Origin of the sequence: Flavobacterium sp. 5 (assembly GCF_002813295.1) — a bacterium.
Taxonomy (GTDB): Bacteria; Bacteroidota; Bacteroidia; order Flavobacteriales; family Flavobacteriaceae; genus Flavobacterium.
Genome location: NZ_PHUE01000001.1, coordinates 2,495,499 through 2,519,801 on the forward strand (window position 1 = coordinate 2,495,499; position 24,303 = coordinate 2,519,801).

The 24,303-nt window shown below is 33.3% G+C and carries 22 protein-coding genes; 11 read left to right on the forward strand and 11 right to left on the reverse strand.

The window, feature by feature from the left end; genetic code table 11:
- Positions 1 to 476: 476 nt before the first annotated feature.
- The 4 genes from CLU82_RS10195 to CLU82_RS10210 all read right to left on the reverse strand — a co-directional run bounded on the left by CLU82_RS10195 (position 477) and on the right by CLU82_RS10210 (position 5,389).
- Entirely contained in the window at positions 477 to 1,466 is a 990-nt protein-coding gene (locus tag CLU82_RS10195; RefSeq protein WP_100842995.1) for an aspartate-semialdehyde dehydrogenase, read from the reverse strand.
- Positions 1,467 to 1,721: 255 nt separating this feature from the next.
- A complete protein-coding gene (gene mscL / locus CLU82_RS10200) occupies positions 1,722 to 2,111 on the reverse strand; it encodes a large conductance mechanosensitive channel protein MscL (protein WP_100842996.1) in 390 nt (129 codons plus the stop codon).
- Between the two features lie 256 nt (positions 2,112 to 2,367).
- A complete protein-coding gene (locus tag CLU82_RS10205) occupies positions 2,368 to 4,812 on the reverse strand; it encodes a bifunctional UDP-N-acetylmuramoyl-tripeptide:D-alanyl-D-alanine ligase/alanine racemase (RefSeq protein WP_100842997.1) in 2,445 nt (814 codons plus the stop codon).
- 196 nt (positions 4,813 to 5,008) lie between these two features.
- Positions 5,009 to 5,389: a hypothetical protein gene (locus tag CLU82_RS10210; RefSeq protein ID WP_100842998.1), complete on the reverse strand. Its 381-nt coding sequence runs from the start codon at positions 5,387 to 5,389 to the stop codon at positions 5,009 to 5,011.
- Positions 5,390 to 5,442: 53 nt separating this feature from the next.
- On the opposite strand from CLU82_RS10210, the gene CLU82_RS10215 reads away from it, so the two are divergent.
- Positions 5,443 to 6,945, forward strand: a complete 1,503-nt coding sequence (locus CLU82_RS10215; protein WP_100842999.1) for a S41 family peptidase — start codon at positions 5,443 to 5,445, stop codon at positions 6,943 to 6,945.
- A gap of 278 nt (positions 6,946 to 7,223) precedes the next feature.
- Here the strand turns inward: CLU82_RS10215 and CLU82_RS10220 are convergent, their stop codons facing one another.
- Positions 7,224 to 7,814: a thymidine kinase gene (locus CLU82_RS10220; RefSeq protein WP_100843000.1), complete on the reverse strand. Its 591-nt coding sequence runs from the start codon at positions 7,812 to 7,814 to the stop codon at positions 7,224 to 7,226.
- A 238-nt stretch (positions 7,815 to 8,052) separates the two neighbouring features.
- On the opposite strand from CLU82_RS10220, the gene CLU82_RS10225 reads away from it, so the two are divergent.
- The 5 genes from CLU82_RS10225 to CLU82_RS10245 all read left to right on the forward strand — a co-directional run bounded on the left by CLU82_RS10225 (position 8,053) and on the right by CLU82_RS10245 (position 13,209).
- Entirely contained in the window at positions 8,053 to 9,045 is a 993-nt protein-coding gene (locus CLU82_RS10225) for a hypothetical protein (RefSeq protein ID WP_100843001.1), read from the forward strand.
- Between the two features lie 51 nt (positions 9,046 to 9,096).
- Positions 9,097 to 9,813, forward strand: coding sequence for a 16S rRNA (cytidine(1402)-2'-O)-methyltransferase (rsmI, locus tag CLU82_RS10230; RefSeq protein WP_100843002.1), 717 nt, complete (start codon positions 9,097 to 9,099; stop codon positions 9,811 to 9,813).
- 11 nt (positions 9,814 to 9,824) lie between these two features.
- The gene (locus CLU82_RS10235) at positions 9,825 to 10,169 is read left to right on the forward strand and encodes a HopJ type III effector protein (RefSeq protein ID WP_100843003.1); all 345 of its coding nucleotides are present in this window, start codon (positions 9,825 to 9,827) and stop codon (positions 10,167 to 10,169) included.
- 69 nt (positions 10,170 to 10,238) lie between these two features.
- Positions 10,239 to 11,927, forward strand: a complete 1,689-nt coding sequence (gene recJ / locus CLU82_RS10240) for a single-stranded-DNA-specific exonuclease RecJ (RefSeq protein WP_100843004.1) — start codon at positions 10,239 to 10,241, stop codon at positions 11,925 to 11,927.
- Between the two features lie 10 nt (positions 11,928 to 11,937).
- Positions 11,938 to 13,209, forward strand: a complete 1,272-nt coding sequence (locus CLU82_RS10245; RefSeq protein ID WP_100843005.1) for an MFS transporter — start codon at positions 11,938 to 11,940, stop codon at positions 13,207 to 13,209.
- Between the two features lie 176 nt (positions 13,210 to 13,385).
- Here CLU82_RS10245 and CLU82_RS10250 read toward each other — a convergent pair whose 3' ends face one another.
- Positions 13,386 to 14,069: a GNAT family N-acetyltransferase gene (locus CLU82_RS10250; RefSeq protein WP_100843006.1), complete on the reverse strand. Its 684-nt coding sequence runs from the start codon at positions 14,067 to 14,069 to the stop codon at positions 13,386 to 13,388.
- A gap of 192 nt (positions 14,070 to 14,261) precedes the next feature.
- Between CLU82_RS10250 and CLU82_RS10255 the strand changes: the two genes are divergently transcribed.
- Positions 14,262 to 15,482, forward strand: a complete 1,221-nt coding sequence (locus CLU82_RS10255) for a hypothetical protein (RefSeq protein ID WP_100843007.1) — start codon at positions 14,262 to 14,264, stop codon at positions 15,480 to 15,482.
- Here CLU82_RS10255 and CLU82_RS10260 read toward each other — a convergent pair whose 3' ends face one another.
- Complete coding sequence (locus CLU82_RS10260) at positions 15,483 to 16,241, reverse strand: UDP-2,3-diacylglucosamine diphosphatase (protein WP_100843008.1); 759 nt, start codon at positions 16,239 to 16,241, stop codon at positions 15,483 to 15,485.
- Between the two features lie 15 nt (positions 16,242 to 16,256).
- On the reverse strand, positions 16,257 to 16,709 hold the full coding sequence (locus tag CLU82_RS10265) for a 6-carboxytetrahydropterin synthase (RefSeq protein ID WP_100843009.1): 453 nt from the start codon (positions 16,707 to 16,709) through the stop codon (positions 16,257 to 16,259).
- 423 nt (positions 16,710 to 17,132) lie between these two features.
- On the opposite strand from CLU82_RS10265, the gene rbfA reads away from it, so the two are divergent.
- Positions 17,133 to 17,525, forward strand: coding sequence for a 30S ribosome-binding factor RbfA (rbfA, locus tag CLU82_RS10270; protein ID WP_100843010.1), 393 nt, complete (start codon positions 17,133 to 17,135; stop codon positions 17,523 to 17,525).
- Between the two features lie 3 nt (positions 17,526 to 17,528).
- Positions 17,529 to 18,728, forward strand: coding sequence for an FtsX-like permease family protein (locus CLU82_RS10275; RefSeq protein WP_100843011.1), 1,200 nt, complete (start codon positions 17,529 to 17,531; stop codon positions 18,726 to 18,728).
- On the opposite strand, the gene CLU82_RS10280 is transcribed toward CLU82_RS10275, so the two are convergent.
- Together CLU82_RS10280 and dusB are read right to left on the reverse strand one after the other, a co-directional pair.
- Positions 18,725 to 19,312 (reverse strand): hypothetical protein, encoded by a 588-nt coding sequence (locus CLU82_RS10280; RefSeq protein ID WP_100843012.1) that lies wholly within the window; start codon positions 19,310 to 19,312, stop codon positions 18,725 to 18,727. The two genes, CLU82_RS10275 and CLU82_RS10280, sit on opposite strands and share 4 nt — an antisense overlap.
- 59 nt (positions 19,313 to 19,371) lie before the next feature.
- On the reverse strand, positions 19,372 to 20,364 hold the full coding sequence (gene dusB, locus CLU82_RS10285) for a tRNA dihydrouridine synthase DusB (protein WP_100843013.1): 993 nt from the start codon (positions 20,362 to 20,364) through the stop codon (positions 19,372 to 19,374).
- Positions 20,365 to 20,795: 431 nt separating this feature from the next.
- Here dusB and lepA point away from each other — a divergent pair, with 431 nt between their 5' ends.
- Together lepA and CLU82_RS10295 are read left to right on the forward strand one after the other, a co-directional pair.
- Complete coding sequence (gene lepA, locus CLU82_RS10290) at positions 20,796 to 22,592, forward strand: translation elongation factor 4 (RefSeq protein WP_100843014.1); 1,797 nt, start codon at positions 20,796 to 20,798, stop codon at positions 22,590 to 22,592.
- 138 nt (positions 22,593 to 22,730) lie between these two features.
- On the forward strand, positions 22,731 to 23,690 hold the full coding sequence (locus tag CLU82_RS10295; protein WP_100843015.1) for a YafY family protein: 960 nt from the start codon (positions 22,731 to 22,733) through the stop codon (positions 23,688 to 23,690).
- A gap of 45 nt (positions 23,691 to 23,735) precedes the next feature.
- Here the strand turns inward: CLU82_RS10295 and CLU82_RS10300 are convergent, their stop codons facing one another.
- Positions 23,736 to 24,215, reverse strand: a complete 480-nt coding sequence (locus tag CLU82_RS10300; protein WP_100843016.1) for a DinB family protein — start codon at positions 24,213 to 24,215, stop codon at positions 23,736 to 23,738.
- Positions 24,216 to 24,303: the final 88 nt, after the last annotated feature.

Genomic DNA, 24,303 nt, shown 5'->3' on the forward strand with positions numbered 1-24,303 from the left:
TCAGTACATAAGTGCTTAAATTTAAAAATGGAATAACCCAAAAAATGGTTATTTAAATACAATTTGGGGGACCACGATGGGAATACAAACTGCCCGAAAATGAAAAAATAGATTCGGCGTATGTAGAGAAATAGGGGATATTATAATTCCCAGCTAAAAATGCGTAGGAATATTTTATTGGAGTTATAAAACTGCTGAAACCAAATTGACAAACATAACAATGATCAAAACTGTGATGTTGATGGGTAAATTCAGAACTGGAATTATAGGCGTGATGACATTGTTTCTCAGAAAACTTCTCTTGAAGATGCCCAATACTATCAAAAGATTGAAACAGTATCGAGAACAATACTGCAACGACTAAAGAGAGATTTATTATGAGTTGTTTCCTTTTCATCATCGCAAAGGTAGTAAAACAAAAAAACTACAACTGTTTAAAGTTGTAGTTTTTGTAGTTATTAAATTGTAAAAAAGGATTAAACCAATTTTGAAGCTATTAAGTATTCAGCAATTTGAATCGTATTTGTTGCAGCACCTTTTCTTAAGTTATCAGCAACAATCCACATATTCAATGTGTTATCCTGGCTTTCGTCACGACGAATTCTACCTACGAAAACATCATTTTTGCCTTCAGCATATCTTGGCATTGGGTATGTAAAAGTGTCTAAATTATCTTGAACTACAATACCAGCAGTTTGACTCAAAATAGTTCTTACATCGTTTACATCAAAATCATTACTGAATTCAACATTTACTGCTTCACTATGTCCACCAACAACAGGTACACGAACAGCAGTAGCAGTAACTTTGATACTATCATCGCTTAAGATTTTTTTGGTTTCTTTAACCAATTTCATCTCTTCTTTAGTGTATCCATTATCTTCAAAGCTATCACATTGTGGAATACAGTTTCTGTTGATTTTGTATTTGTAAACCATGTCGCCTTCTATTCCAGCCACTTCATTTTCGAATTGCTGAACCGCTTTTACACCAGTCCCAGTGATAGATTGGTAAGTTGAAACAATTACACGTTTTACATTGTATTTTTTGTGTAACGGAGCCAAAGCCAATACCATTTGAATAGTCGAACAGTTTGGATTAGCAATAATTTTATCTTCTTTTGTTAATTGGTCAGCATTGATTTCTGGAACCACTAATTTTTTGGTTGGATCCATTCTCCAAGCAGATGAATTGTCAATAACTGTAGTTCCTGCTTCAGCAAATTTTGGAGCCCATAGTAATGAGGTTTCTCCTCCAGCAGAGAACAAAGCAATATCTGCTTTCATATCCACAGCAGTTTGTAATCCTACTACAGTATGTTTTTGCCCTTTGAATTCAATTACTTTTCCCACTGATCTTTCAGAAGCAACTAATATTAATTCTGTGTATGGAAAATTTCTTTCTTCTAATACTTTCAACATGATTTCGCCAACCATTCCGGTAGCACCTACAACTGCTATTTTCATTCTATATATTTTTATTGTGTATTTCTATTTTGAAGGACAAAAGTAAGTAATCTTCAAAAGATAACAAGGGGGTTAACAAAAATTAACAAAATGTTATAAATCAAACAAAATAGAAAAACCACTCTTTTAGAGAGTGGTTTGGTTAGAATATATAATGTAGCGGTATTTTTTAGAGTTGCTAAGTTTCAAAGTTTATACTGCTCTTTAAAGAATATTTCGAGAACTCTTTATTTTTTAAATCAAAAGCTTAGTCAGTTAGATACTTTTATTGCTTTTCAATAAATCACGAATCTGTATAAGTAATTCTTCCTGTGTAGGTCCTGCTGGCGGAGCTTCAACAACTGCTTCTTTCTTTTTAGCTGCGTTAATTCCTTTGATAATAAGGAATAATACAAAAGCAATGATGATAAAATTAATCACGGCTGAAATAAACATTCCGTATTTTACACCACCAAAAACAGTAAGCTCTTCTATTTTTGACAAATTAGCGGCTGACAATGCTGGCTTTAATAAAAGAGGAGTAATTACATCTTCAATTAATGAGCTTATGATTTTTCCGAAAGCACCACCGATGATAACCCCTATAGCAAGATCAACTACGTTGCCTTTCATTGCAAAGGCTTTAAATTCTGAAAGCATTCCCATATAATTAAAATTTAAGATTAATAACTCCTACGAATATAGTTAATTTTTGAAAGCAAAATCGTGTTTGTATTGCTACTTCTCAATATGATTTTGTCATTTTATTATTAGAAAAATTCGTTTATTTATTCCGCGTGAGGGATTGTAGTGGAGCTCTTTTTATATTTGGCGATTTTTCTTCGCCAAATATAAAAAAGCGGGAACGGAAAGCCCGACCCGACCTTTTCGGGAGGGTCACGCCCAAATAATTGAAATGATTTTATTCTCTATAAAAAACGCGTTTCACTCTTTGCGAAATACTAGTAAGGATTTCATAAGGAATCGTTTTCAGTTGCTCTGCCATATAAGTTACGGTTGGGCTTTCGCCAAAAATAATTACAGCATCGCCTTCTCTGCAATCAATTTCTGTAACATCGACCATTAGCATATCCATACAAACGCTTCCGAGAATGCTGGCTTTTTTATTCTTTATGGTTACAAATCCCACGCCATTCCCCCAACTTCGGGCAATACCATCGGCGTAACCAATAGGAATAGTTGCAATTTTTGATTCTCTACCCGCAATAAATCGTCTGCCGTAACCAACGCTTTCATCTTTTTGAATCGTTCTGATTTGTGATATAATCGATTTTAAAGTACCTACATTTTCAAGATATTTTTGTTCCTCCGGATCATTGGAAACTCCATAAAGGCCAATACCTAAGCGAACCATATCGTATTGTGCCTGTGGAAAATTACTAATTCCCGAAGTGTTCAAAATATGACGAATAGGGGTAATTTGCAATTCGTTCATTAATTGCGAAGATAATTTCTCGAATAAGGCAATTTGATACTGAACAAAATCTTTGTGATTCAAATCATCACTTGTGGCCAAATGAGACAAAATACTTTTTACTTTAACCGCTTGATTCCCTTTTAAAGTAGTTATCAAATCATCAATTGTGTTCGCTTCAAATCCCAATCGATGCATTCCGGTATCTAATTTTATATGTATCGGAAAGTCTTTTAATTTCTTTTGCTCGGCAATTTTCAAAAAGGCATTTAGTCCTTTTATACTATAAATTTCGGGTTCAAGCTGATGCTGAATTATAGCCGAAAAGCTGGTGCTTTCGGGATTCAAAACCATAATTGGTAAATTGATTCCTGCTGTTTTTAGCGATATTCCTTCATCGGCGAAAGCCACACCCAAATAATCTACTTTGTGATGTTCTAATAATTTTGCAACTTCAAATCCTCCGCTTCCATAACCAAATGCTTTTACCATCGCCATCATTTTCGTGCTGGGTTTCAGTTTTGATTTAAAGAAATTGAAATTATGACTTATCGCATTGAGATTAATCTCCAACATCGTTTCATGTGTTTTCTCTGCCAATGCCGACACGATTTCTTCAAATTGAAAAGACCTTGCTCCTTTAACTAAAATGGTTTCATTTTCAAAAGACAAGGATTCTAGTTGCTCTAAAAATTCATTAGTATCTTTATAGAAAAAGGCGTTAGGAAGCTTTGTTTTCAAAGTTGAAATCGTTTCTCCAATTCCGATAAAACGACTGATTTTATTAGAAATAATTAACTCAGCTACTTTAGAATATAATGCTTCATTGGACAATCCACTTTGAAAAATATCCGATAGAATCACCGTTTTTTTCTGATGTTGTTTTTGATTTTCTAAGAAATCCAAAGCGATTTTCAATGACTGAAAATCGGAACTATAACTATCATCAATCAGACTGCAATTATTGATTCCGTTTTTTACTTTCAAACGCATTTCAATTGGATACAATAATTCGATTCGGTTTTGAATCGTTTTGGCATCGTATTCCAAATACAGTAAAACCGAAAGACATGAAATCACATTTTCTAATGAAGCATCATCTACAAAAGGAATTTGCAAAGTCGAAACGGTTCGGTTATAGGTATATTCAATAGTTGTATGTTCGTGAGTATGTTCTTTTTTGGATACAAAAACAGTGGCTGTTTCGTCTGTAAAAGACCAAGAAAAAGGGTTAGTTTCAGGGAGAATAGATTGCTCTACACTATTATTTTTTTGATAAATGACTACTTCCGAATGTTGAAAAAGTAACATTTTTTCTTTAATTTTTGACTCTAAATTTTCAAATCCTTCATCATGCGCCGAACCGATACTGGTTAGAATTCCAATGGTTGGATGAATGATTTTTTCTAATTTCTCCATTTCAGAAGTTGTCGAAATTCCAGCTTCGAAAATACCAAGATTATGTTGTTCATTGATGGCAAGCACCGACAACGGAACCCCAACTTGAGAATTGTAACTTTTTGGACTTCGGATAATGTTAAAATCAGGACTCAAAAGAAAATTGAGCCATTCTTTTACGATGGTTTTACCGTTGCTTCCAGTCAATCCGATAATTGGAAAGGTGAAAAGACTGCGGTAATGGGAAGCAATTTGCTGTAAAGCTGTTAAAGTATTTTCTACAATTAAAAAATTAGCTTTACCTTGAAGATTTTCGGGAATATAAGCAACTACAAAATTCCTAACACCTTTTTCAATTAAATCCTGGATGTATAAATGCGCATCATTATTAACTCCGATTAACGCAAAAAAAATGGTTTTATCGTTGTTTTGTAATGAGCGACTGTCGATAGAAATGGTTTCAATTATTGCGTTACTGTCTCCAAGTCTTTTGGCTTGGAGGATTTTTTCGATTTTTGGGATAGATAAAGTCAAGGGTTTAACTTTTTGGTATTGAAATTAAAAATGAGTGGTTGTCATTATTTGAATATAGTGTTTTTATAATAAAAAAGCAATAACCCATTATGACTTAATTTGTATGTATAAAAGTATAAAATAAATGCTTTGTAGAAATAAATATTCTTGTTAATTATTTATTCCCCTTTTAATGTTCATTTTGGATAAGTATGAATTAATTGGTGATTAATTTAAATTTCACTGGTTGAAAAAATAGTTGCGAATCTTTCTCAAAATAAATTCCGTTTTCCTTTTCCTCTAATTTTACTTGGTAGTTATGAATCATAGTGGTTTGTGCAATCACATTTACTTGGTAAGTAGTACCAATTTTGTTTTCTTTTGTAATATTTTGAACAATACCATTTATCACAATCGATTTTGGAATAATAGCAGTGTTGTTCAGCTCAAAACTAACTACATACCCTTTTTCACTATTTCTGTTATAACTTTTATAGGTTTGGTTCTTAATGTCTAATAGTTGTCTAGAACATGAAAAAAGAAAGAAGCATCCTAAAGAAAGCAGTAAAAAGATGGTTTTTGATGTACTATTTTTCATAATTTTAGAGTTTTAAAGTTTACAAATTTAATTTAAAATAATATTGAATAATAATGAAATTAAAATATGTCATTTTAACGTTGCTTGTAGGGTTGGTTTTTACTTCTTGCAGCAAGGATTCTGATTCTAATGAGACCAAAACTACTACACCAGACGAGATTAACAATTTTGTATGGAAAGCAATGAATTCTTGGTATTATTGGCAGCCCAATGTTGCCGATTTGTCTGATAACAAAATAGCTTCTACCACGACCTATGCTAATTTTATTAACGGAAAAACCCCCGATGCTCTTTTTTATTCGCTCCTATATCAAAGAGGAACTGTTGACCGATTTTCTTGGATTGAAAACAGTAATGAGGTCGTGTATGCTTCCAAAATTGCCGAAGTCGAAAAAAGTGGCGGTTTTAGTTATGGAATTTACCCTAAAGACGCTTCAAATATTAATATGGTAGCCTTGATTAATTATATTGTGCCAGGTTCACCTGCAGCTTTGGCGGGATTGAAAAGAGGTGATGTTATTACAAAATTAAATGGTAGTCCCCTTACTTCAAGCAATTATGATCAATTAAACAATACACAACTAACACTTACTTTGGCAGCAAGCGTGCAATTTATAAGCACTGGTTTGGTAACCACAGATAAAGCAGGAACAGTAACTGTAACCAAAACCGAAATTGATGAAAACCCAGTTGCTTATTACGAAAAGAAAGTATATGATAGCAAAAACATTGGTTATTTGGTTTATAATGGTTTCAAGTCAGATTACAATGACGAACTGAATGCGGCTTTTGCCAAAATGAAAACGGACGGAATTAACGAATTGGTTTTAGATTTAAGATACAACGGAGGCGGATCATTAGAAACTGCAGTTGCTTTGGCACAAATGATTAACGGAAGTTTTACCAATAAACCTTATATTTATTTAGACTTCAATAACAAACACAATAGCGAAGATGGCTTTGAAAACCTTTCCGATAAAGTAAATATTTTCAACTTGGTTGACAACGAACCCACTTTACAGAGGAACGAAAGTATCAACAGCCTTGCTTTGACAAAAATATATGTCTTGGTAAGTTTTCAAACGGCTTCTGCCAGTGAACTCACTATTCAATGTTTAAAAAAATACATTAACGTGACCACAATAGGCGAAGAAACAGTAGGTAAATTTGTAGGATCTAATACGCTATATGATTCCCCTGCTTATAATTACGCTTCATATGCTCATAGAAGCACTAAACACAAATGGCAATTGCAACCTATTACTTTTTCATATTATAATAAAGACAAAGACGTAAATCCAACAAAAATTACGCCTGATTACGAAGTTAATCCTTATCTTGTTTTCTTAAATCTGGTTGAGTTTGGAAACGTAAATGACCCATGTTTGAAGAAGGCTCTCGAACTAATTACTGGGCAAACTATGCGAACTACAGGGAAAAATACCGACACCTCATTATCTTTTAGAATCGACAATCTTGCTGCATTCAATCCTACTAACACTGCCAAAGGATTGTATATCGAGGATTTCAAAAGTTTAAAAAATAAGAATCAGTAACTGCCTAAATTGGATTGTTAAAAATTACAGACAGCAAGGATTTACTAATTTCTATTTAAAAAAAAAGTCTAAAAAAATAAAAGAAACCCTTTCAAAAATTTAAATTCTGAAAGGGTTTCTTTTATTTTTTAGAAAATTTTCTAGACGAACTACAATTTCTTCATTCTGAATAGAAAGCAACTCTTAAACAAATGATATTTCTCTAGTTTGTAAATCTATTGCAGTTAATTTTATATTTTATTGAAACTAAAAAATAGTATTAATTGCTTCCAGACAAACTATTTCTCTTCCTCTTTCCTCATAGCATGATAATAAGCAGCTCGACTCAAAGGTTCATATTCTTCAGTTTCACCAAGCATTACGAGTTTATCATTATCGGTTTTTCTAAAGCTGTAATGCGCCAAATTTCCTGTTCGCGTACAAACAGCATGCACTTTGGTAACATACTCGGCGGTAGCCATTAGAGCTGGCATAGGACCAAAAGGGTTTCCTTTGAAATCCATATCCAAACCAGCAACAATAACGCGAATTCCCTGATTAGCAAGATCATTACAAACCGTAACAATTTCGTCATCAAAAAACTGTGCTTCATCAATCCCAACTACATCACAGCCCTGTGCTAAAATAGCAATGTTGGCTGCAGCGGGAACTGGTGTAGAACGAATTTCATTACTGTCGTGAGAAACTACCATTTCATCATGATAACGAGTATCAATAGCGGGTTTAAAAATCTCTACTTTTTGTTTGGCAAATTGAGCTCGTTTCAATCTACGAATAAGTTCTTCGGTCTTTCCCGAAAACATGGATCCGCAAATTACTTCAATCCATCCAAACTGCTCTTTATGATTTACTGTGTTTTCGAGAAACATTTTGTATTTTTCTACCTTAAAAAATGAATAGTTTTTATTACTTTGTAACGGGTAATAAATCGAATGGGTAAACTTCTATTTTACCTCGTTTCAAAAGTAGATAATTTTTATCAATTCGAAAATTTGAGAGGTCTTATTTCAATAATAAAAATTGAAATAGAAGTTTAATCCTCCTTAATCATTGCCGCCAAATAATAATTTTATTTAAAGCCACATATTCATTATAATTTCAAAAGTCATGCAAAAGAAACTGGAAGCCGATTTAATCAGCATTGCTCATAGAATTTTACAACTTAAGAATAAATCTGACATCAATCAGCTTTATTTGGAAACACAAAAACTCTATGAAAAACTAGCTGTTTTACGATTTGTTGAAGAGCATTTTGGAGAGCCAAAACCGACTATTGGTCAGGCAGAAGTTGTAGAGAAAATGAAAGAGTTTTTTGAAAACATGGCAGTGCCTGAATTTCAGAAACCTGTTGCAATCAGTGAAACAATTATAGAAGACAGTCCGATAACAGAAGAAATAATTGAAGATACAGTTTTAGATTCTATCGAAATTGAAGAAGTAAAAGAAGATGTCATAGACATTGAAGCAGAAGAAATTTCATCTCCTGAAATTACTGCCGATCCAATTGCTACTGTGGAAGAACCCGAAGTTATTGTTGCTGAAGTTATCGAAAACCCAACGCCAATTGAAGAGCCAATCGTTTCTGAAAAAATAGCATTTGAACCAATTGTTGATGCTATAGAACCAATACAACCTGAAATTCCTAAGAAAAAAGAAGCAGTTCAAATTTCATTTGATGATCTTCTTGGTGGTAATTATTCCGATCCTCAGTTTGTAAAAGTATCTCCATCTGATAAAAAACAGGAATTGGAACCAGTTAAAAATGAATCTTCTTTTGAATTCGAACAAGAGCCTATTCCGACTGCTCCTCAAACCACTTTTGAAAAAGAGGAACCAAAATCCATTACTCTGAATGACAAATTGGTAAAAGAAATTACTATTGGTTTAAATGACCGAATTGCATTTGTTAAACATTTATTTGGCGGAAGCAATGAGGATTACAATCGTGTTCTTAACCAATTGATAACTTTTGACACTTTTATAGAAACTAAAAGTTTTATCGATGAAATGGTAAAACCAGATTATAATAATTGGGAAGGAAAGGAAGATTATGAAAACCGTTTTATGGAAATCATAGAGAAAAAATTCTTGTCGTTTTAAGAATTAAATCATTTATTATATTTTATCAAATACTATCTTTAAGTAAGAAAAATGTCAAAATTATATATCGTCCCTACTCCAATTGGCAATCTCGAAGACATGACTTTTCGAGCCATTAGGATTCTTAAAGAAGTAGATTTAATTCTTGCTGAAGATACCAGAACGAGTGGAAAATTACTCAAGCATTTTGAGATTGGCACACATATGTACAGCCATCACATGCATAATGAGCACAAAACAACCGAGAATTTAATCTCAAGATTAAAAGCTGGAGAAACCATCGCTTTAATTTCGGATGCAGGTACGCCAGCGATTTCAGATCCTGGTTTTTTATTAACCCGCGCTTGTATCGAAAACGGAATTGCCGTAGAATGTTTGCCAGGAGCAACAGCTTTTGTTCCCGCTCTTGTCAATAGTGGATTACCCAATGATAAATTTGTTTTTGAAGGTTTTCTGCCAGAAAAAAAAGGAAGGCAAACAAGATATCTGGAATTAGCAGAAGAAACCCGTACAATGATTTTGTATGTTTCACCTCATAAATTACTCAAAACATTAGCTGAATTTATAACCTATTTTGGCGAAGAACGAGTTATTTGTGTGTGTAGAGAATTATCAAAACTGCATGAAGAAAATGTTAGAGGCACTACTCGTGAAGTCTTAACTCACTTTGAAAAAATAGCACCACGTGGTGAAATTGTTGTGGTCGTATCTGGAAAACCAATTGTAAAAGAAGCTAAGAAAAATAAATTCCAAAAAGAAGAAGAATAAATACATATATCATGACCATTACTGAATTTTTAGACAAACTAAAACAAACACCAAACACAATAACATTTCCAGAAACAATCGCAGTGATTGAGGAAAATTACGATTTTACTCCAACGACTTTCGATAATGGAACTCAACATAATGAAGCAGGACAAAACTCAGGTTCTTGCAAATTATTTGCTTTTGCACAATTGCACAATTTATCTCAAGCTGAAACATTGGCTTGTTTTGGAGCTTATTATTTTGAAGAAGTTTTGGGAGATCCAGAAGGAACAAACCACCAAAATATCCGTAATTTTATAAAATTAGGTTGGGATGGAATTCAATTTGAAGGAGTTGCATTAAGTCGTAAGTAATTAATACCTTATATATTCTCAACAAAACTACGATTCTTTTATAGTAAGAATCGGTTAAATCTACACAAAATGCGCTGGACACTTAAGCCAAAACCCGCTGAAGAAAAAATAAAACATTTAGCCCAAGCTTTGAATGTAGAAGAATTTGTTGCAACACTATTGATACAAAGAGGCATTGAAACTTTCGAACAGGCCAAACATTTTTTCCGCCCTACTTTAGACGATTTACATGATCCTTTCTTAATGAAGGATATGGACAAAGCTGTAGAGCGTATTGAATCAGCTATTGAAAAAGGTGAAAACATTCTCGTTTTTGGTGATTATGATGTTGATGGAACTACGGCAGTATCTCTTGTTTCATCGTATCTAAAGAGTTTTTATCCCAATGTTGCTACTTATATCCCTGATCGGTACGCTGAAGGTTATGGGATTTCCTATGCAGGAATTGATTTTGCCGATGACAATGAATTTTCGTTAATAATTGCATTGGATTGTGGCATAAAATCCATTGATCATGTCGCTTACGCAAAAGCACGAAACATTGATTTTATCATCTGTGATCACCACAGACCTGGTGCTTCTTTACCTGATGCCGTTGCTGTTCTCGATCCAAAGCGGGAAGATTGCCAGTATCCCTATGACGAATTGTGTGGTTGTGGTGTAGGTTTCAAACTCATTCAGGCGCTTGGAAGTAACAGAGATCAAACTATTGAAGATCTAGTTTCATACCTTGACTTGGTTGCTACAGCGATAGCAGCTGATATTGTACCAATGACTGGTGAGAACAGAGTTTTGGCTTATTTCGGATTACAGGTTATAAATGTAGAACCAAGACCTGGAATCAAGGCATTAATACATCAGCTGAAAAAGAAAACACTCGACATTACTGATGTTGTATTTATAATTGCCCCTAGAATCAATGCTGCCGGACGTATTAAACACGGGAATCATGCTGTAGAATTATTATCCGAATTTAATTTTGAACAAGCACAACAATTTGCTTCCGAAATTGAACAATACAATTCTGATCGAAAAGATTTAGACAAACTCATTACCAAAGAAGCACTTCAACAAATAAACCAAAATCAAGAAGAAAAAAACTTCACTACTGTGGTTTTTCAAGAAGATTGGCACAAAGGAGTTATTGGAATTGTAGCGTCCCGATTGATAGAAACATATTATCGTCCCACTTTAGTTTTTACTAAAAGCGGTGATAAATATGCAGCTTCAGCACGATCTGTAAAAGGATTTGATGTGTACAATGCTCTCGAAGCCTGCTCAGAACATTTGGAACAATTTGGAGGACACATGTATGCTGCTGGAATGACTTTGGCAGCAGAGAATTATCATAATTTTAAAAATGCATTTGAAAAAATTGTTCAGGAAACTATTCATCCAGATCATTTAACGCCTGAAATAGCCATCGATGCTGAAATTAATTTTGAAGATATCAGCCCAAAACTAATTCGAATTCTAAAACAATTTGAACCTTTTGGGCCATTAAATATGACTCCAGTTTTTTTAACCAAAAAAATTAAAGACACAGGTTATGCCAAAACTTTAGGTTCTGAAGATGAGCATTTAAAGTTATTTGTAAAGCAAAATAATCCGGAAGGCTTTACGGCTATTGGCTTTGGGCTAGGAAACAAAAAAGAATTTACAACCAATCAAAAAGAATTTGAAGCCATATATTGCATCGATGAAAACGAATGGAATGATAAAGTGAGCATTCAATTACGATTAAAAGATATTAAATAATTTAGAATTTATGAAGAAGAAAAATGACCCTTACGCAGCCTTGAGATTTAAAGAATTCAACACCTTTTTATTAATCCGTTTTGCAATGGTTTTTGCTTGGTCAATGCAATTTGTTATCATCGAATGGGAAGTTTATCGAATTACAAAAAGCGCATTATCATTAGGAATTATTGGATTAATGGAAATCATACCTGCCATTGCCATATCCCTTTTTGCTGGTCATATTGTCGATCAAAACGAAAAAAAAGGACTTTTACTCAAATGTATTTTGGGATTCTCCGTAATTAGTTTTGGCTTGTTTTTAATTACTTGGCCAACAGTCACCAATGGATTACCAACCACAACTATATTATATGTTATATATTCCTTAGTATTTTTAGGAGGAATTGTTCGTTCCTTTTTAGGTCCTACTATATTCTCGCTTTTGGCTTTGATTGTTCCTAAAAAAGCATATTCAAACGCTGCCACTTGGAGTAGCTCTGTTTGGCAAGTAGGGTCTGTTGTAGGTCCTGCAGTAGCTGGTTTTTCTATTAATTTAATTGGCGTTCACTGGGCTATGTGCTCTGTATTTGCTTGCTCAATTTTTGCTTTATTAATGTTAACTCAAATTGAAAAGAAACCTATTTTGAATCCAAAAATCGGAGAACCAGTTTTAGAAAGTTTAAAAGAAGGAGTCAAATTTGTTTTCACCAATAAAACCATTTTGGGAGCTTTAACTCTCGATATGGCAGCGGTATTGTTTGGAGGAGCTGTAGCTTTATTGCCTATTTTTGCTTTGGATATTTTGAAAGTTGGTTCGGAAGGATTTGGTGTTTTAAGAGCTGCACCCGCTATTGGAGCCATAATTACAATGTTTTTTGCAGCCTACGTTCCTTTGAACAAAAATGCTGGTATGAAACTATTAACCGCTATCTTTTTGTTTGGACTATGTATCATTATATTTGGCCTTTCTACTAGTTTTTGGATCTCATTAGCTGCTCTATTTTTTAGTGGAGTTGTCGATGGAATCTCGATGGTCATCAGACAAACTATTTTACAAATTAAAACTCCAGATCACATGCGAGGTCGTGTAGCTTCAGTAAATTCGATATTTGTAGGATCTTCTAATGAACTTGGTGCTTTTGAAAGTGGATTGACTGCAAAGCTTATGGGAACTGTTACTGCAGTTGTATTTGGTGGTAGTATGACACTTATTATTGTACTTTTTACCGGATTTGTATCTCCAGAATTTAGAAAATTAGATTTACAAAAAGATTTAGAAGAACACGAAAATCACAAATAATTTTTCGAAATGCTAAGTTGATTTTTTTAAATTGTTATGAATCTAGTAGATTGATTATTAATAATTTACCATATTTCTATTGAATTTACTTAGTATTACTTTTGTTTTTGAAAGGTATGAGGCTCGTGAATTACTTTAGAGCTAAAACAAAAGCTCTGTGTAAATGATTTACTTTGCTATTGGTTTTTAACAATATTCCAAACACTTATTTTAGTTCTAATTTGAAAACCTAATTTTTCATACAGCTTAATAGCTCCGATATTGGATTCAGCAACATGTAAAAAGGGTATTTTGTCTTTAGAAAAAATAGTATTAACAGTATGGGCAACTAATTGTTTGGCGTAGCCTCTACCTGTGTGTTCAGGATGTGTAATTACAGCACTCACTTCAGTAAATTGATCCATTTGCATTCTTTCTCCTGTTACAGCAACGAGTTGATTGTCTTTGTAAATCCCATAATAATTACCCAATGAATAAGTTTTCTTTTTAAAATACTCTGGGTAAACCATCTTTACTAACTCTAACAAATCATTCAGGTGTTCATCTCCCAATTTCACGATTTGATCGTCAACAGTACTATCAATTTGATTATGAATAATCATTTGTAAACAAATCAATTCATTCTTTAATTTTAGATTTTCTGGAATAATAGGTTTTTGGCCAATAATAAAAAAGGTATTGGCTAACACAGCATATTCAGAAATAGCATCTTTAATAGTCTCAAAAGAGGTAAACCCTCCGAAAGGGCAATAGTCAGGGTGATAAAATTTTGTAGTTCCTGAATCGATTCCAAAATTTTTATGCGTTTCAGATAATGAATACCAAACCGGATTGTCTAATTTATATTCAGGAATTGCCATTTTTATTTATTTATGAATCTCGAAAAGAAGTTATCTAAAGTTTTAAATCTATTTTCTTTGTCTATCCAGTTGTAGTATAAGAACAAGTTACGATAAAGATCTAAACAAAGAAATATTCTAAACTATTTAACAATTATTTTTAATTATAAAAATATATTTTAGATTTACGCTGAAAAAAGTATATTTACCCCAATGAAAAAAATAAGGATTCTTTTTGCTATTACTATTTTAGCCCTTTTGTTGACAAACTGCACCAACAAGTCAGATGAATATATTGACCCTCGTGGAACCGATTATGCAGGTTCTGAAAGTTGCATTCAATGTCATCAAGTACAATATGAATCTGCTACTCACACCTCACATTTCAAAGCTACATTGCCTGGTCTTAAAGAAAATATTTTAGGCCATTTTAAAACTGGTCATAATACCTTCATCTATGACAAAAACACTAAAGTAGTCATGGAAGAACGTAATGATACTCTTTATCAAGTATTGTACAAAAATGAAAAAGAAATTGAGGCTTACCCTTTTAATATTATTTTTGGAATTAAACATGCACAAACTAGTGGTTACTGGAAAAATCATTATGCCTATGAATTACCTATTTCTTACTATAAATCTATAAACAATTGGGCAACAAGCCCTACATATTCAGCTGCAACAGCCGATTTTGGAAGAAAAATAATGAAAGAATGTTTTGGATGCCATAGCTCTAATATTTCAAGTAGATACATTACTACAAATAGTTCGGATAGTTACAATAATACTTTTATGGGAATGGATGTTGAAGACTTTATGAGTACAAAAACTTTGATTTATGGAATAGATTGTGAGCGTTGCCATGGGCCAGCAAAAAAACATGTTCAAACGCATTTAAAATTTCCAGATTTAAAGAAGGCTCAATATATGGTAGCTTTTAGTAATCTAAACAGACAACAAAAAATAGATGCCTGTGCTGTATGTCATTCAGGAAATGATCAGACAAAAGTAAAATCTCGATTTCAATATAAACCTGGAGAAAGTCTTTCAGATTATTTTATTCAAAACCAAAAATCAAAAGACACATTGAATTATGATGTTCATGGTAATCAATTAGGCCTACTTTCACAAAGTAAATGTTTTAAGAAAAGTCAAATTATGGATTGTATCACCTGTCATAATTCTCATAAGGATATACCACAAAATCAAATTACTTATTCTAAAATTTGTATGAGTTGTCATCAAGATGCAAAACACAATGCTATAACCTTAAAAACAATTTCAAAATCGATGTTAACAAATAATTGTGTGGAATGCCATATGCCAAAACAGGATTCGAGAGCAATACGTTTTCAAGAATCAAACTCTGCACCAATTATCAGTTATTCTTTAAGAACACATAAAATTGGAATTTATCAAGCGGCGAAAAAATAATTATTTTTCAAACTTTTTTACTTCGAATGTTTCACCATCAAAAACACCGTAGGTAAAATAACCAATCCAATCACCGAGATTGACATATTCTGAGTTTTCGCCTACTGATTTAATCATTGGTAGGTGACGGTGTCCAAACACGAAATAATTATAGTGTTTGGTTTCTAATTTACGTTTGGCATAAAGTATGAGCCATTCGTTTTCATCTCCTAGGAATTTCACATCTTCAGAACCCGAAATAAGTTTGTTTTTAACGGAAAGATATTGTGCTAGTTTAACTCCAATATCTGGATGAAGCCATCTGAAAAGCCACTTTGAAAATGGATTTGTAAATACTTTTTTCATTCTCTTATAACCCAAGTCTCCAGGTCCTTTGCCGTCACCATGACCAATTAAAAAGGTTTTATTGGCAAAAGTAAATTCTTTATTATCGTGATAAACTGGAATATTTAATTCAGTTTCAAAATAATCGGCCATCCATAAATCATGGTTTCCTACAAAAAAATAAATTGGAATTCCGCTGTCACGAATTTCGGCGAGTTTGCCCAAAATACGAACAAATCCTTTAGGGACTACCGTTTTATATTCGAACCAAAAATCAAATAAATCGCCAAGTAAAAAAATAGCTTCTGCATCTTTTTTTACTTCGTCAAGCCAGGCAACGAATTTTTGTTCTCTAGGAAAACTCAATTCTGGAGTTGGTGCACCAAAATGCTGATCGGAAGCGAAATAAATTTTTTTATTATTTGATAATTGCATGAACTACGTTATAGATTATTGATTGTCACTTGCAAACCATTCGGCAAATGATGACTCGGTTTCCTGAAGTTTCAAAGAAAAAAGTTTAATATTAGAAGGTAATCTGCGGATAATTCTTTGAGAAAAATCGACTACCATATTTTCGCTTGTAGGTTGATAATCTACTAATATTACATGATGACCTCTGTTTTTCAATTCGTTTGCCAATTCGATATGTGGTGTAGTCTCGTTGAAAACAGTAGCGTGATCAAATTGATCAACGATTTCTTCTTTTACGATCTTTTTTAAATCTGAAAAATCGATTACCATACCAAACTTTACGTTATTGCGATCGGTAATTGGTTTTCCAATAACTGTAACAGATAATTTATAACTATGGCCGTGCACATTTTTACACTTCCCATCATAGCCATATAAGGCGTGACCTGTTTCAAAATTAAATTGTTTAGTAATTCTAATATTGCTCATCGAAAATCTATTTTGAGTGCAAATTTAATGAATTTGCACGAGAAAAGGGTATTAAAAAGAGGGTTTCCATAGTTAGCCACTTCTAAGCGACCTAATTAATTCTGTTTGTTTTAATGATTTTTAAAGAAATAATTTTGAAATTTTAAAACTATATATAGCTAAGGAATTAGATAATTTAAAGAGTATAATACATTTTTAGTTTTGTAATATTTTCAAAAATGCGACACCTCTCTTGATCCCTGATGGAAACGGCATCTTTTTTATCTCGATTTTTTCGGTATAAAAGATATAGTGAACAGCAGGAACTTTATTTACTAAAAAAAGCTCCATTTTTTGCGCTTTAAAATAATAGAATGCATATAAAAACTTCAGGAGTTTATTACTTTGTAAGGTTGTCTCTCAAAAAAATAGTATTTTTGCACTATGGAAACAAATAGACAGAAAAAAATAGGTGGAGTTATCCAAAAAGATTTGGTTGATATTCTACAAGGTGAAGTGAGAAAAAATGGAATTACAAATTTGATAATTTCAGTATCCAAGGTTGTTGTAACTACAGATTTGTCTGTGGCTACGGTGCATTTAAGTATTTTTCCTCAGGAAAAAGCAGCGGAAACGTTGGTGGGGATTAAAGCTAATTCGACTTTAATTAAGCATGATTTATCTCAAAGAGTGCGTTTGCAATTGCGTAAAGTGCCAAATTTGGTTTTCTTTATCGATGATTCATTGGATTATATTGAAAAGATTGATAATGCTTTGGCAAGTAAAGAAAATCCGATTGAGAATAGAGAGCTTTTGGACAAACGCAGATTTCAATAAAATTTGAATTTTCCTCTTTACATAGCCAAGCGATATATTTTTAGCAAAAGTTCCAATAATGCTATTAATATTATTAATCGTATTGCGAGTATGGGAGTTATTGTGGGTGCAATGGCATTGTTTGTCGTTCTCTCGGTTTTTACTGGATTGAGAGATTTTAGTCTTTCGTTTACTAGTGATATTGATCCTGATCTTAAAGTAAGCAGTACGCTTGGGAAATCTTTTTTTGTTGTACCTGAACAGGAAAAAGAAATCACGAAAATTGAAGGCATTGCATCCTATTCTAAAGTTATCGAGGAAAGGGTGTTGTTTACTTTTAATGGGAAACAAGAAGTTACCTATCTTAAAGGTGTTGACTCTATTTTTAACACCGTCAGCTCATTTGATAAAAAGCTGTATAATGGGCAATGGTTAAAGCCTGATACGTATCAGGTAGTTGTAGGGTATGGTATTGCTCAAAAGTTCTCGATGGGTTTGTTGGACTATAAAAATCCCTTTGAGGTTTTTGTTCCGAAACCGGGTAAAGGAACTATCGATACACCTGAACAGGCATTTAATTCAGTAGATATTTTCCCTGTTGGAATTTATGCTATTAGCGAAGATTTAGATTCCAAATATGTATTTGCTGATTTGGGTTTGGCTCAGGAATTATTGGAATACAAAACCAATCAGATTTCTAATCTTGAAATAAAATTAAAGAAAGATGCTGATGAGAGTGCTGTTATCCAAAAACTTCAATCGGTTTTTAAAAATAAAATTACTGTAAAAAATAAAGAGCAACTCAATGAATCTTTATATAAAATGTTGAACACCGAGAATATTGCGGTGTATTTGATATTTACGTTGGTAATTATTGTGGCGCTTTTTAATTTAATTGGCGCACTTATTATGATGATTTTAGATAAAAAGGGAAACTTAAAAACTCTTTTTAATTTAGGAACAGATATCAAAGATCTGCGTAATATCTTCTTGCTTCAAGGAACTTTATTGAGTTTCTTTGGCGGAATAATTGGATTGTTATTGGGAGTTGTAATTGTTTTATTGCAACAACAATATGAATTGATTATGATTACTCCTACTTTGGCTTATCCTGTAGTTTTTTCTATGGAAAATGTTCTAATTGTTATGGCTACTATTAGTATACTTGGTTTTGTTGCGTCATTAATTGCAAGTAGTAGAGTGAGTAAAAAGCTGTTGGATTAAAAATCGTATCCAATTCTTGCTTGAAGATCTACCGTTGTATTGTTATGATCACAATCGCACCCTTTATTAGTACTAAAAATATTATATTGATAACCAAAACCTCCTGAAAATTCATAATTAAAATGCTTTCCAAATGCCCTTCTAATACCAAATTTAGGAATAACAGTAATTGCCGAAACAACATCAAAATCAGAATTATTTATTAGTGGAGTTTTATTAGAAATATACGATGTTTCTAATGAAACATAATTTGAAGAATTATTAAAGGTTTTTTTTCCAAGTCTTTTGCGTCTATCTAAACCATAATACCAACGTGGTTCCAAGCTTAAATAAGGACTAATCAATGTTGCCGTTTCATCTTCAATTTCAGGATCTTCATAATCCTTAGTAGATGTAATTAAATCTAAACCTGCTTCTGCACGAAGTACAATTTTTCTTTGCAATTGAACTTCATAATAAAAACTAGCACTTATTAAACCTAATTGCACTCCAAAAAGACTTTTCTCTACAGAAACTTTTTCTACTTCTTGTGCATTTGCTAAAAAACTTATTAAAACGAAACCTAGAACTAAATAATTTCTCATTATAATTTTTTCCGCAAAAGTAAATTTTATTTTACAAAAACAAAGAAAAGTAATGATTATTATACCACCTGATAGTCAGAATAAGCTTCTTCAATTTTATTTAAAACGGCATATAATTCTTCAGGACGATCTAGGGTTACTAACTGTTGTTTGAAAGCTTTGAAAGAATGAATTCCTTTGAAATAATTGGTATAATGCGGACGAGTTTCTACAATTCCTAATCGTTCGCCTTTCCATTCCATTGCCCAAGTTAGGTGATTGCGGACAGCTTCGACTCTGTCGGAAACAGTAGGTTTTGCTAAATGTCCTCCTGTTTTGAAAAAATGTTTGATTTCATCAAAAATCCAAGGGTAACCAATAGCGGCGCGACCAATCATGATTCCGTCAATACCGTATTCGTTTTTATAATGTAAAGCTTTTTCTGGGCTATCAATATCTCCGTTTCCAAAGATTGGCATCGTGATTCTTGGGTTGTTTTTTACACGTGCAATATGTGACCAATCGGAATGGCCTTTATACATTTGGGCGCGTGTACGAGCATGAATACTCAAAGCGGCTACGCCAATGTCTTGCAAACGTTCGGCTACTTCATCAATATTAATTGAATTATCATCCCAACCTAAACGGGTTTTTACGGTTACAGGCAAATGCGTACTATCAATAACGGCTTGTGTTAAACGAATCATTAAATCAACATCTTTTAAAACTCCAGCTCCAGCTCCTTTGCAAACTACTTTTTTTACAGGGCAACCAAAATTGATGTCTATAATATCTGGATTTACGGTAGAAACTATTTTTGAAGACAAAGCCATTGCTTCTTCGTCTCCGCCAAAAATTTGAATTCCAACAGGGCGTTCGTAATCGAAAATATCTAATTTCATTCGGCTTTTGATGGCGTCACGAATTAATCCTTCGGAAGAAATAAATTCAGAGTACATCATATCGGCTCCGTGTTGTTTGCACAATCTACGGAACGGCGGATCGCTCACGTCCTCCATAGGTGCTAGTAAAAGTGGGAAATCCGGTAATTCTATGTTGCCAATCTTAATCATCTTCCTGAAATTTTTTGCAAAATTACTGTTTTTAAGTGGAAAGACAAAAGATGGTAAGGAAAGCCTTAATTATAAACTATTTAGTGCTTAAATATGTAACTGAAAAATAGGTTACAGATGAGGCTGATAAAATAGATAAACACAGATTTAGTTTTTGAAAATTTGTAAAAAACCAGTAAATAATTGACTGATAGCTTCCTAAAATAAAAATGTTTGTTCGGAGTTTGTAGTTGTGAAGCTTTGAAACTATTGAATTTAGCGTATATTTGCAGATTAATTGTAGTAATGACGGGATTGCGTGAGGGATAGCAGTGGAAAGCCCACAGCAAAGTGTAGCGTTAGCGGAACTTTGTGAGGACTTCTAACGGATAGCCCGACCCTTGTGGTAACGCCCAAATGATTATGACATATAATATTGATATTTAGATAAAATGAAACATATTAGAAATTTTTGCATTATTGCACATATTGATCACGGGAAAAGTACATTGGCTGACCGTTTACTTGGGGCAACTCAGACGGTTACGGCTCGTGAAGAAAAGGCGCAATTGCTTGATAATATGGACTTGGAGCGTGAACGTGGAATTACAATTAAGAGTCACGCGATACAAATGGAATATACTTACCAAGGTCAGGAATATGTCCTGAACTTGATTGATACTCCTGGACATGTTGATTTTTCTTACGAGGTTTCTCGTTCGATTGCAGCTTGTGAAGGAGCACTTTTAATTGTAGATGCGGCGCAGAGTATTCAGGCACAAACGATTTCAAATTTGTATTTGGCATTGGAAAATGACTTGGAAATTATTCCGGTTTTGAATAAAGTGGATTTACCAAGTGCCAATCCTGAGGAAGTTAGTGACGATATTATTGATTTACTTGGGTGTAAATTGGAGGATATTATTCATGCTTCTGGTAAAACTGGTTTTGGTGTTGAAAATATATTGGCAGCGATTATTGAAAAAATTCCGCCTCCATCTGGGAATAAGGACGAGCCACTTCAGGCTTTGATTTTTGATTCACATTACAATCCTTTTAGAGGAATTGAAGTTATTTTCCGTGTGAAAAATGGAGAAATTAAGAAAGGGCAAAAAATTAAATTCATGGCTACCGGCAATGAATATTTTGCTGATGAAATTGGTACGTTGAAACTGAATCAAGTTCCGAAACAAGTAATTTCAGCAGGTGATGTTGGTTATTTGATTTCGGGTATTAAAGAGGCGAAAGAAGTAAAAGTAGGTGATACTTTAACAGATGCCAAAACGCCAACTACCAATGTAATTACTGGTTTTGAAGATGTAAAACCAATGGTATTTGCTGGAATTTATCCTGTAGATACCGAAGATTATGAAGAGTTGAGAAACTCTATGGAGAAATTACAGTTGAATGATGCTTCATTGGTGTTTTTGCCAGAAAGTTCGGCAGCATTAGGATTTGGTTTCCGTTGTGGGTTCTTAGGAATGTTACACATGGAAATCATTCAAGAGCGTTTGGAGAGAGAGTTTAATATGACGGTTATTACTACGGTTCCCAACGTTTCGTATCATGCGTTTACCAAAAAGGATCCAACTACTGTTTTAATTGTAAACAACCCTTCGGACTTGCCCGAACCGTCTCGTTTAGATCACGTTGAAGAACCTTTTATAAAAGCAACAATCATTACAAAAGCTGATTATGTTGGGAATGTAATGAGTTTATGTATTGAAAAACGTGGTTTGATTACCAACCAAACATATTTGACCACAGAACGTGTAGAATTGACTTTTGACATGCCGTTGGCAGAGATTGTATTTGACTTTTACGACCGTTTGAAAACTGTTTCTAAAGGATATGCTTCTTTTGATTATACACCAATTGGAATGAAAACTTCTAATTTGGTTAAAGTAGATATTTTGTTGAATGCTACAATCGTAGATGCTTTGTCTTCTTTAATGCACGTTGATAATGCTTATTCGATTGGTAAAAAGATGTGTGAGAAATTGAAAGAATTGATTCCACGTCAGCAATTTGACATTCCGGTTCAAGCTGCAATTGGTGTGAAAGTTATCTCTCGTGAAACGATAAAAGCTTTAAGAAAAGACGTTACCGCTAAATGTTATGGTGGGGATATTTCTCGTAAACGTAAATTACTTGAAAAACAGAAAAAAGGTAAAAAGAGAATGCGTTTAGTTGGAAACGTTGAGATTCCTCAAGAGGCATTTATGGCTGTTTTGAAATTGAATGATTAATCTTTTATCTAGAGAATAGAATAAAGAGAATAGAATAAAGAGAAACCTGATGATGTAAAAATTGTCAGGTTTTTTTGTTTTAATTCTATTTTTAAACTTAGTAACTTAGCCTCTTTCAAACTTAGAAACTTTAAAAAAATGCTCGACGAAACTCCTAAGCGATTTGACCGCATTGTTGCTATTCTTATTCAATTGCAATCTAAAAAGATTGTAAAAGCACAGGAATTGGCTGATCGTTTTGAGGTAAGTTTACGAACCATTTATCGTGATATAAGAACATTAGAAGCTTCGGGAGTTCCTATTTACAGTGAAGCTGGAGTTGGTTATGCTCTAATGGATGGTTACCGATTGCCACCAGTGATGTTTACCCGTGAAGAAGCCAGCAGTTTTATTGCAGCTGAAAAATTAATGCAGAAATTTACAGATACAATTCTGGGGAATCATTATGCTTCGGCGATGTACAAGCTAAAAGCAGTGCTTCGAAGTGATGATAAAGATTGGGTTTCTAGCATTGAATCGAGTATTTTGATGCAATCTTCGGAAAAGCTTTTTAATGATAAATCTCCAAATACTTTAGCAACTCTTTTTGAAAGTATTGCCGAGAAAACACAAATTTGCCTTTCTTACGAGGCGTTAAATTCTGATAAAATTACAGAACGAAAAATCGAACCCGTTGGTGTATTTCATGATAACAACAATTGGTACTTTCTAGGTTATTGTCATTTACGCAAAGATTACAGACAATTTCGGGCAGATCGTATTCACGAAATCAAAAAAACTGAAATCCCTTTTTCGTTAGAACATAATTCCTTAGAGACTTATTTGGATAAAGAAAAAACCATTTCGACGATTAAAATCCGAATTCTTGTTGAGAAAAAAATAGCACATTATTTGACATCCGAACGGAAATACCACGGCTTTATTTCTGAACAGAAAATCGATGATAAAATCGAAATGACTTTTATGTCTTGTGATTCTCTGGAAGGATTTTCACGTTGGTATGTCATGTTTGGTGATTATGCTACGGTATTGGAACCAGAAAGTTTAAAAACAAAAATTCTCGATTTACTGGAACGAAACAAACAGCGGCTTTTATAAAAAAAGCTCCAAAAATGAATATTTCATTTTTGGAGCTTTAAATTTTTATCTTTCCCAGAAAAAAGGAGGGTCAATTCCTAAGGCTCTTAAATACACATAACCTTGTCCGCGGTGGTGTATTTCGTTGTCAATTAAATACATGATATTCTGAATTACGGGAAAATTATAAAGGCCAAACAAATTGAAAGTTTCATTAAAATCTTCAATAGTCAATTGGTGCCAGTATTTATTAATTTCTAAAGTTGCTTCATCCCATTTTTCAAGATATTGCGCTTTAAAAATCAAATTTTCAGATGACTCAGTATAAGGGTCCGTACTTTTGTTAATAATTCCTTTCATGGCTGGGGCTCCCATTGCCAAAAATTCATCAACTAATTTTGCAAATGGTCTCATTCCTCCTAGCGAGAATTCGAAAAAATCTTTATCTGGAAAAGCCTCGATGATACGTCTTGTAAGAGCGCGATGTCCTTGCCAGTGTTTCAATAAATCTTCAGGAGTAATAACTTGTGTTGCTAACGTTTTCATAATTTTAAAGTATTTGATTTTTTACTTCTTCAAAATTAGAGAGGGTTGGTGACAACAGTTTGTCAGTAGGTTTTTATTTTTTCAAAAA